Origin of the sequence: Mesorhizobium sp. M2A.F.Ca.ET.039.01.1.1 (genome assembly GCF_003998035.1) — a bacterium.
Lineage (GTDB): Bacteria > Pseudomonadota > Alphaproteobacteria > Rhizobiales > Rhizobiaceae > Mesorhizobium.
The window spans coordinates 1-9,208 of record NZ_RZRY01000209.1 but is presented as its reverse complement, the minus strand read 5'-3'; the positions used below and the strand labels follow the sequence as shown (position 1 = coordinate 9,208).

At 65.6% G+C, this 9,208-nt stretch carries 7 protein-coding genes and 1 pseudogene; 3 read left to right on the top strand and 5 right to left on the bottom strand.

Annotated features, from left to right (window positions below; genetic code table 11):
* Positions 1-270, bottom strand: a pseudogene (locus EOA24_RS17280) (histone deacetylase); the annotation flags it as partial.
* Between the two features lie 127 nt (positions 271-397).
* On the opposite strand from EOA24_RS17280, the gene EOA24_RS17275 reads away from it, so the two are divergent.
* A complete protein-coding gene (locus EOA24_RS17275) occupies positions 398-1,729 on the top strand; it encodes an MATE family efflux transporter (protein WP_245491091.1) in 1,332 nt (443 codons plus the stop codon).
* A 38-nt stretch (positions 1,730-1,767) separates the two neighbouring features.
* On the opposite strand, the gene EOA24_RS17270 is transcribed toward EOA24_RS17275, so the two are convergent.
* From EOA24_RS17270 to EOA24_RS17260, 3 genes are read right to left on the bottom strand one after another with little or no spacing between them, the layout of a single operon-like run.
* Entirely contained in the window at positions 1,768-2,730 is a 963-nt protein-coding gene (locus EOA24_RS17270) for a cysteine synthase family protein (RefSeq protein WP_126079333.1), read from the bottom strand.
* A gap of 35 nt (positions 2,731-2,765) precedes the next feature.
* Positions 2,766-3,833: a quinone-dependent dihydroorotate dehydrogenase gene (locus EOA24_RS17265; protein WP_127256515.1), complete on the bottom strand. Its 1,068-nt coding sequence runs from the start codon at positions 3,831-3,833 to the stop codon at positions 2,766-2,768.
* Positions 3,830-4,177, bottom strand: coding sequence for a DUF952 domain-containing protein (locus EOA24_RS17260; RefSeq protein ID WP_189343262.1), 348 nt, complete (start codon positions 4,175-4,177; stop codon positions 3,830-3,832). Before EOA24_RS17260 ends, EOA24_RS17265 begins: the two co-directional genes overlap by 4 nt.
* Positions 4,178-4,288: 111 nt before the next feature.
* Here EOA24_RS17260 and EOA24_RS17255 point away from each other — a divergent pair, with 111 nt between their 5' ends.
* A complete protein-coding gene (locus EOA24_RS17255) occupies positions 4,289-4,726 on the top strand; it encodes a hypothetical protein (protein WP_126079331.1) in 438 nt (145 codons plus the stop codon).
* A 136-nt stretch (positions 4,727-4,862) separates the two neighbouring features.
* Complete coding sequence (locus tag EOA24_RS17250; RefSeq protein ID WP_126083558.1) at positions 4,863-5,522, top strand: response regulator transcription factor; 660 nt, start codon at positions 4,863-4,865, stop codon at positions 5,520-5,522.
* 12 nt (positions 5,523-5,534) lie between these two features.
* Here EOA24_RS17250 and EOA24_RS17245 read toward each other — a convergent pair whose 3' ends face one another.
* Entirely contained in the window at positions 5,535-9,020 is a 3,486-nt protein-coding gene (locus EOA24_RS17245) for a PAS domain-containing hybrid sensor histidine kinase/response regulator (protein ID WP_189343261.1), read from the bottom strand.
* Positions 9,021-9,208 lie beyond the last annotated feature (188 nt).

Here is a 9,208-nt window from a genome sequence, read left to right as displayed (position 1 = left end):
CAGCGACACGCGCGGGCCGACCGGAAAGCCGATCTCGCGCTCTATCGTCTGCGGCACCTGGCAGGCGATCACCTGGTCGACATAGTCAGCTGCGTGGGCAAGCTTCAGCCATGGCGCCGGCGCCGGTTCCGGCATCGAGAGCGCTTCCGGCACCGCCAGCCCGCGCATGCGCAAGGCCTCCATCAAAAGCGGATATTTGCTCATCGGAAAGCGATGGTTGACGGCGAAGCCGGCGTCATAGTCGGGGTGATGGACGATCTGTAGCGGCATGGATCGGGAGGCCTGAGCCAGGTCTGAAATTCGGTTGTCAGCCCGGCGGATGATGGTTGCATGAGGCAGGCAAACTGGGGCACATCGGGTCCTCGATCAAGCCGCAAGCAAACAGGCAGCAATCCCCTTGGACGCGACCGAAGCCAATATCAGGTCCTTCGCCGTCACCAATCGCTCGGTGCTGGCGATCGCCGTGCCGATGACGCTTGCCTATCTGACGACGCCGCTGCTCGGCATCGTCGACACGGCGGTGGTCGGCCAGTTCGGCGACGCGGCCCTGCTCGGCGGCCTGGCGGCGGGATCGCTGGTCTTCGACGTCGTCTTCACCACCTTCAACTTCCTGCGCTCCGGCACCACCGGCCTCGTCGCTCAGGCCTTCGGGGGCGGCGATGCGCTGGAAGAGCAGGCGGTGCTGTGGCGCGCCGTGCTGATCGCGGTCGTCGCGGGCGTCATCCTTGCGGCACTCGCGCCGCTCTTTGCCGTCGCCGGCCAATGGTTCATGGGCGCCGAGCCGCGCGTGAGCGCGGCCATGTCGGTCTATATCCGCATCAGGCTGCTCGCAGCCCCCTTCTCGCTGATCAACTACGCCATACTGGGCTACGTCCTGGGGCGCGGCGAGGGCGGGCTCGGACTGATGCTGCAGGCGGTGCTCAACGGCATCAACATCGTGCTCTGCTTCCTGCTCGGCCTCGAGCTCGGCTGGGGCGTCGCCGGCGTCGCCTGGGCGACGGTCACCGGCGAGTTCCTGGCCATGCTGCTCGGTCTTGCCATCGTGCTCAACCGCTTCCGCATGCTGGAGCGACCGTCACGTCGCCGCATCCTCGATTTGCCGGCCTACCGGCGCATGCTGTCGCTCAACCGCGACATCATGATCCGCTCCTTCTCGCTGCTTGCCGCCTTCGCGCTGTTCACCAGGCAGGGCGCGCAATTCGGCACGGTGACGCTTGCCGCCAACGCCGTGCTGATGAACTTCTTCCTGATCGCCGGCTATTTCCTCGATGGTTTCGCTACGGCCGCCGAGCAGTTGGCCGGCCGCGCCATCGGCGCGCAGGCGCCTGCTCCCTTCCGGCAGGCCGTGCGGCTGACGCTGATCTGGGGTTTTGGCCTCGCGGCCGGCGCCAGCCTTATCCTGCTGACCGCTGGCGCTGGTCTGGTGGCTCTGGTCACGACCTCGCCGGAAGTCCGCGAAGTCGCCGACATTTATCTGCCATGGGCGGCCTTCACGGCGCTGAGCGGCGTGCTGGCCTTCCAGATGGACGGCGTCTTCATCGGCGCCACCTGGTCGCGCGACATGCGCAACATGATGCTGTTGTCGTTCCTCGCCTTCAGCGCCGCGCTGATCACGCTGGCGCCGGCCTTCGGCAACAACGGGCTATGGGCGTCGCTGCATGTCTTCCTGCTGGTGCGCGGATTGAGCCTGCTCGCGGTGCTGAGGCTCAGGGTACGAACGGCGTTTTAGGCGCCGATTGTTCGGTTCCGGCCAGGCGCCGGTGTTCCTCAGCTCCAGAGGTCGGTCGAGAGGTATTTCAGCCCGGAGTCGCAAATCACGACGGCGATCGTCTTCCCCGATTGATCGCTGCGTAGGAGACGCAGCGCGGCGGCGACATTCGCTCCGGACGAGAAGCCGCCGAAGATACCTTCGCTGCGCGCCAGCAGGCGCGCGGTCTCGCGTGCCTCGTCGCCGGAAACCTGAAGATAGCCATCGACGGGCGCGTTTTTCAGAAACGGCAGGTCCGGCATGGCGTAGCCGCCGCCTTGAATGGGGTGTTCGGGTTGGGTGACCGTCTCGCCCGCGGCCGCCGCCGCGCCTTCGGGCTCGACGATGAAGCACTTGATCAGGGGATTGCGTTCCTTGAGCGCCCTCGCCACCCCGGCATAGGTGCCGCCCGAGCCGATGAAGTCTACGAATGCATCGACGGCGCCATGGCTGGCGTCCCAGATTTCCGGTCCGGTCCCGTGATAATGCGCAAGCCAGTTCCCGTCGCGGTGGAACTGATCGCCGCGAAATGCGCCTCTTTCCGCCGTCACCGCCTTGGTGGCCTGCTCGACAAGCGCCAGATCGCCACCCGAGACCTGCCCCGGCACCGATCCCGGCAGTTGGTCCACGAGGATCACTTCCGCGCCGAGCGCCGCCATCATGCGGGCGCGCTCTTCGGAGTTGCCCTTCGACATCACCGCGACGAAAGGGTAACCCCTGACGGCGCAGACGATCGCGAGGCCCGTGCCCATGTTTCCGGAGGTAAGCTCGACCACCGTTTGCCCCGGCTTGATTGCGCCGGACTTTTCGGCCTCCTCGATTATCCCAAGCGCCGCGCGATCCTTCTTGGAAAAGCCCGGATTAAGATATTCCAGCTTGGCGAGGATTTCGCCTTTGACGCCCGCTTGCGCCGTCAGCCTTTCGAGCCGGACCAATGGAGTTCGACCGATCGACTCTACGACGGAGTTCAGAACCTTAGCCATGGCTGTCCTCCCGATTTCGTGGGAGCTTATCAGAGTCATTTGGACCAGTCTGTGCAACCGGTATCGCGCAGTTCGCCAATAGATTTGAGCCGTTGCCGCTCCACGAACCGTGCCATGTCGGCCACGATGCGCCCGGGCAGCGCCGGGCCGGCATAGATCATGCCGGTGTAGAGCTGGACGAGGTCGGCGCCGGCGCGGATCTTCTCCAATGCGGCCTCGGCGGAGTCAACGCCACCGACACCGATGATCGCCATCTGCGGTCCGAGCAGTTTGCGCATGCGGGCCAGAACCGCGGTCGAACGCTCGAACAATGGTTTTCCCGAGAGGCCGCCGGTTTCATCCGCCACACCGCCGCTCCGCAATCCGGTCCGCGCCAGCGTCGTGTTGGAGACGATGACGCCGTCGATCTTCTTTTCGGCGACCTCGGCGGCGATATCTTCCAGCTCCGCCTCGACGAGGTCCGGCGCGATCTTGAGGAAGACCGGCGGCTGGGCAGGGGCTGCTGCACGCGCGGCCATCACCCGCGACAAGAGCTCGCCAAGCTGCTCGCGCGCCTGCATGTTGCGCAGGCCCGGCGTGTTGGGCGAGGAGATGTTGACGGTGAGATAACTCGCATAGGAGGCGAAGCGGGCGACGCCGCGCTCGTAATCGGCGATGCGGTCGGCGCTGTCCTTGTTGGCGCCGATGTTGACGCCGACGATGCCTGGCCGCCCCTTGCGCGCGGCAAGCCGCTTTTCCGCCGCCGCATGACCTTCATTGTTGAAGCCCAGCCGGTTGATCACCGCTTCATCCGCCGTTAGCCGGAAGATGCGCGGCTTCGGATTGCCGGGTTGCGGCAGCGGGGTGATGGTGCCGACCTCGGCGAAGCCGAAGCCAAGCCTAAGCAGCGCGTCCGGCACTTCGGCGTTCTTGTCGTAGCCGGCGGCCATGCCGAGCGGGTTCGGGAACTCGAGGCCACAAAGCCTGATCCTGAGCCGCGCGTCGCGCGGCGCGGCCGAGCCGACCGGCAGTCCGCAGCGCAGCGCGGCGATGGACATGCCATGCGCGGTTTCCGGATCAAAGGAGAAAAGCAGCTTCTGGCCGATCCGGTCGAGCACGCTCATTCGCCTTCCAGCGCCGGGAAGTCGTGGCCGCCGGCGCCGGGCGGCAGCGGCTTGACCCAAAGGACGGCATCGAGGTCGAGCGGGGCGTAGAGATGCGGGAACAGCGCGCCGCCGCGCGATACCTCGTATTTCAGCGCGTTCCCCAGCTTCTCCCCGTCGATGGCGACCAGCAGCAGGCCCGTCTGGCCGGCGAAATGCTTGGCCGCTGTCTCGCGCACCTGGGCAGCGGTGGAGAAATGGATGAAGCCGTCGGCGATGTCGATCGGCGCGCCAGTGAGGCGCCCGTTCTTCTCGGCTTCGCGCCAAAGCGCCTCGGGGGCGATCTTGTAGATAATCTGAGACATTCTCGCGCTATAGTCCGAACCGAAGGAGCGGGGAAGGCTTGAAGCTCGACTCTTCCCCATTTCCGGCGCAAACCTGTGATAGCCCGCCTTCACTGGCTCATGGAGGACGATATGCGTCTGCAGCACATCCTGATCCCCGCGGCGCTTTGCTCGTTGGTTGCCGCTTCCGCCTATTCCGAGGAGACCGACCACTACCGTCTGGAGAAGTCGGCCAACGGCTATGTCCGCATGGATGCAAGGACCGGCGCCATGTCGATCTGCGAGGAGCGCACCGGCCAGCTCGTCTGCAAGATGGCGGCGGACGAGCGCGCCGCCTACCAGGACGAGATCGACCGGCTGGACAATTCGGTCAAGGCCCTCGATGCGCGGGTCGCCAAGCTGGAGAATTCGCTCTCCGCCCGGCTGGAATCGCAACTGCCGAGCGAAGAGGATTTCAACAGGACCATGGGCTACATGGAACGCTTCTTCCGCACCTTCAAGGACATCGTCAAGGACATGGACAAGGAAGACGGCGACGGCGGCGGCAAGCTGAACCAGCAGAAGACCTGAGCCGGCGCGACCGGGCCGCCCCTGGGGAAAACTCCGCGCGCGGCCTTTGCCGCTTGAAAAAGCGCCGCGCCGCCGCATAATCATTCCGGTCCCCGCAAGAAGCACGAAAATGATGATGGGATCGGGGGAGGAATATTTGCCGTCGGGCCACACTTTCGTCATTGCCGACGATCACCCGCTTTTTCGCGGCGCCTTGAAGGAGGCGCTGGCCGGCGTCGGCGACGTTGCCGCCATCCATGAGGCCGGGGATTTCGAAAGCGCCAAGGCTCTGGTGCTGGCCAATGAGGATATCGACATGGTGCTGCTCGACCTGTCGATGCCGGGCGCCAGCGGCCTCTCCGGCCTGATTGCGCTGCGCGGCATCCATCCGGCGGTGCCGCTGGTCGTAGTGTCGGCGCATGATGATCCCGTCACCATCCGCCGCGCCCTCGATCTCGGCGCGTCCGGCTTCATCTCCAAATCGGCCAGCATGGAAGAAATCCGCGCCGCGGTGCAGGCCGTGCTCGCCGGCGATATCGCAGCACCTGCCGGTGTCGAGCTCGGCGTCGAGCGCGACCCGGAAATCTCCGACCTGATCAAGCGCCTGCAGGCGCTGACGCCGCAGCAGACGCGGGTGCTCGGCATGCTGGCGGAAGGCCTCCTCAACAAGCAGATCGCCTATGAGCTCGGCGTCTCCGAGGCCACCATCAAGGCGCATGTCTCGGCCATCCTGCAGAAGCTCGGCGTCGACAGCCGCACCCAGGCGGTCATCCAGCTCTCCAAGATCGGCAATGACCCGCTGCAGCCGGTAAGTTAGCTACTTCTGCCTCTACTCCGCCGCCGGCGCCAGCGGCCTGACCCGCGCCATCATCGAGCGCAGCACGGCGGGCTTCACCGGCTTGTTGACGACCGGAATGTCGAGCTGGCTTGCGGCGGCGCGCATCTCGCTGGAGCGGTCGGCGGTGACCAGCACGCAGGGCAGGTCCTGGCCGTAGGCGGCGCGTAACCTGGCGATCGCGTCGAGCCCGGTGCCGCCATCGAGATGATAGTCAGCAAGCACGACGTCCGGCCTCACCGCGCCGGGTCCCATGAGCTCTCCCGATCCCGAAGCCGTCTCGACATGGCAGTCCCAGCCTTCGAGCAGCAGCCGCATGCCGTCGAGGATGCGCGCATCATTGTCGATGCAGAGCACATTGAGCCCGGCAAGCGTCGACGCAGAGCGGGCCGGGGCTTTGCCGATTTCGCGCGGCGGCGCCGCGACCTCCGCGACCGGCAGGATGACGGAAAAGCGCGTGCCCTTGCCCGGGTTGGAGAAAATGCGGATTTCGAGTCGCAGCACCCGCGCGATGCGGTCGACAATGGAGAGCCCCAGGCCAAGGCCTTCTGCCTCGCGTACGCCCTCGTCGAGGCGTGTGAATTCGTGGAAGACAGTGTTGAGCTTGTCGCCGGCGATGCCAATGCCGGTGTCGATCACCTGGATTTCGGCCAGTTCGCCGCGTCGCCGCACCCCAACCAGGATGCGGCCCTTGCGCGTGTATTTGATGGCGTTCGAGACCAGGTTCTGGATCAGCCGGCGCAAAAGGTTGCGATCGGTCATGACGCCGAGCGAGGACGGCATGATCTTGAGCTCGAGCTTCTTTTCGGCGGCCAAAGGGCGGAAGTCATTGCCGATCTGCCCGAGCAGCCCGCCGAGGCTGAAGGCGGTGTCCTCGGGCTTCATGGCGCCGGCATCGAGCCGCGAGATGTCGAGCACCGCGCCGAGGATGGTTTCGACCGATTCCAGCGAGGATTCGATGTTGATGGCCGCCTTGCCGGCCGGCCCCTTGCCGGCCTTCTCGATCAGCGACGAGCAATAGAGACGCGCCGCGTTGAGCGGCTGCAGAATGTCGTGCCCGGCGGCGGCGAGGAAGCGCGTCTTGCCGAGATTGGCCTCCTCGGCCAGCATCTGCGCCTGCGCCAGCTCCTCGTTGACCCGGGTGAGCTCGACGGTGCGGGTCTTGACCCGCTGTTCCAGCGATTCATTGGCCCGTTTCAGCGCCAGGTCCTGCTCGACGCGGCCGGAGATGTCGGCATAGGTGGCGACGATGCCGCCGTCGGGCATCGGGTTGGAGCGCAGCTCCAGAATGCGTCCGCTGGTCTTCAGCTCCATCTGCCATGGCCCGGCGAAGCTGGTCAGCCGGTTGAGCATCGTCACGCGCTGGTCAGCCGGGATATCGCCGCGTTCGGCAAGATGGCGCAGGATCCGGTCAAGCGACACGCCGACCTGGCCCATCTCGTCCGGCAGGTCGAACAGCTGCCGGTATTGCCGGTTCCAGCAGATCAGCCGGAAATCGCGGTCGAAGACGGTGATGCCTTGCTCCATCTGGTCGAGGGCGATCTGGAGCAGGTCGCGATTGTGCTGCAGCGCCTCGGTGGCGTCGTCGAGCAGCTTGAAGGCATCCTTGGAATCGTGGTCGTTGCGGCGGAACAGCAGCGACAGGATCAGCCGCGCCGAGGACGAGCCGACGGCGCTTGCCAGCAATTGCTCCGAGAAGCGGATGACATCCATGCTCGCTTGCTCCTTGCCGTGGAGCGAGACGCTTGCGCTCTTCTCGAAGGACTGGAAGGAGCGCTCCGTGCGCTCGACGCCGAGATAGCGCGAGATCGTGTCCTTGAGATCATTGACGGTGACGGCGGTGCGGAAGCGCCTGAGGCTTGGCATTGGGCCTGCCTCGCGCGGCACGAAGATCGCCGCCTGGATGCGCTCCAGCGGCACCGACGCGCGCGACAGGGACCCCAGCACGAAAAACAGGGCGTTGACCGAGAGGCTCCACAGCACGCCGTGGTTCAGCGGCTCGCCGACGGTGCCGAACAGCGCCTGTGGCCTCAGCGCCTCGAAGCCGAACAGCCCGTGGACGACGATGTCGGAACCCGGGCCGGCGAGCGAAGGCAGAAGAAGCGTGTAACCCCAGACAGCGATGCCCGCGACCATGCCGAGCGCGGCGCCCCGGCCGTTGGCGCGGCGCCAGATCAGGCCGCCGATCAGCGACGGCGCGAATTGCGCGATCGCCGCGAAAGACATCAGCCCGATCGAGGACAGCCGCGCGCTGTTGGTGCTCTCGCGGTAGTAGAGGAAGGCGATGAACAGCAGGATGAAGATGGACGCGCGGCGTACGTTGAGGATCAGTGTCGACCAATCCTCATTCTCCGAGGCGCTGGTCTTGATCACGCGGCGCACGAACAGCGGGATGATGAGATCGTTGGAGATCATGATCGACAGCGCGACGCTCTCGACGATCACCATGGCGGTCGCCGCCGACAGGCCGCCGACGAAGGCGGCCATGGCGAGCACGTCATGGCCGCCGAGCAGCGGCAGCGACAGGACATAAAGGTCGCTGCTGGTCTTGGTGCCGACCAGCGACAGGCCGGCAAAGGCGATCGGCAGCACGAAGAGGTTGATCGCCACGAGATAGAGCGGAAACAGCCAGGTCGCCGTGCGCAGTTCCGCCTCGCTGCGGTTCTCCACGATGGTGACATAGAATTGCCGCGGCAGCATCAGGATGGCAAAGCCGCTCAAGCCCGTCAGCACCAGCCAGGTGGCCAGCGAGGTGTTGTAGCTCATCGCCTGGCGTACCTGGCCGTTCCCGGCGAGCCTGGCGAACATGTCGCCGGGGCCGCCGAAGATCAGGAACGTGACCATCAGGCCGATGGCTATGAATGCGGCGAGCTTCACCACGGTCTCGACCGCAACGGCCAGAACCAGCCCGTCCTGATGTTCCGTGGCATCGGCGTGGCGGGTGCCGAACAGCACCGCGAACAGCGCCAGAAGCATCGCTACCACCAGCGAGATGTCGCTGACGAACGGATCGAAAGAGGGCGGCGAGCCGGTATAGTGCTCGACCATCAGGCTGACCGAGCCCGAAATCGCCTTGAGCTGCAGCGCGATATAGGGCACCGCGCCGATCGTGGCGATCAAGGTCGCGATCGCCGCGACGGTGAAGCTCTTGCCGTAGCGGGCGCCGAGGAAGTCGGCGATCGAGGTGATCTTCTCGCTCTTCGCCAGCCGAACCAGGCGGTTGAGCAGCGGGAAGCCGAACACGAAGACCAGCACCGGGCCGGTATAGATGCCGAGGAATTCGAGGCCGCGCTCGGAGGAAAGGCCGACCGAGCCGAAGAAGGTCCAGGAGGTGCAGTAGATGGCCAGGCTAAGCGCATAGATGAACGGCCGCGCCCGGCCGAGCCCCGCGGCGGCCGCGCGCCGGTCGCCGACGCTGGCAATGGCGAAAAGCAGCGTCACATAGGCGATCGCGATGATGACGACGAACCAGCCTTGCACGGCCCGTGCTTCCTCCCTGGCCGGTCTCCCATCCGGCCTGCCCAACCATTCCGGAAAAATACCAGGCGATTTGCCGTCCGGAATTGCGTCTGAACAAATACCCGGAGCGTTCAGGCATCTCGATGAAACGCTCGACCACCCCGACGCAACCACAGCTCGGGGCCCAAGTCCATCGCGGCTTTCGGCGC

What these genes read in the sequence shown, in the direction of transcription:
- EOA24_RS17270 (WP_126079333.1), bottom strand. Translation starts at nt 2,730, where the DNA reads ATGGCTAAGGTTCTGAACTCCGTCGTAGAGTCGATCGGTCGAACTCCA.
- EOA24_RS17265 (WP_127256515.1), bottom strand. Translation starts at nt 3,833, where the DNA reads ATGAGCGTGCTCGACCGGATCGGCCAGAAGCTGCTTTTCTCCTTTGAT.
- EOA24_RS17260 (WP_189343262.1), bottom strand. Translation starts at nt 4,177, where the DNA reads ATGTCTCAGATTATCTACAAGATCGCCCCCGAGGCGCTTTGGCGCGAA.
- EOA24_RS17255 (WP_126079331.1), top strand. Translation starts at nt 4,289, where the DNA reads ATGCGTCTGCAGCACATCCTGATCCCCGCGGCGCTTTGCTCGTTGGTT.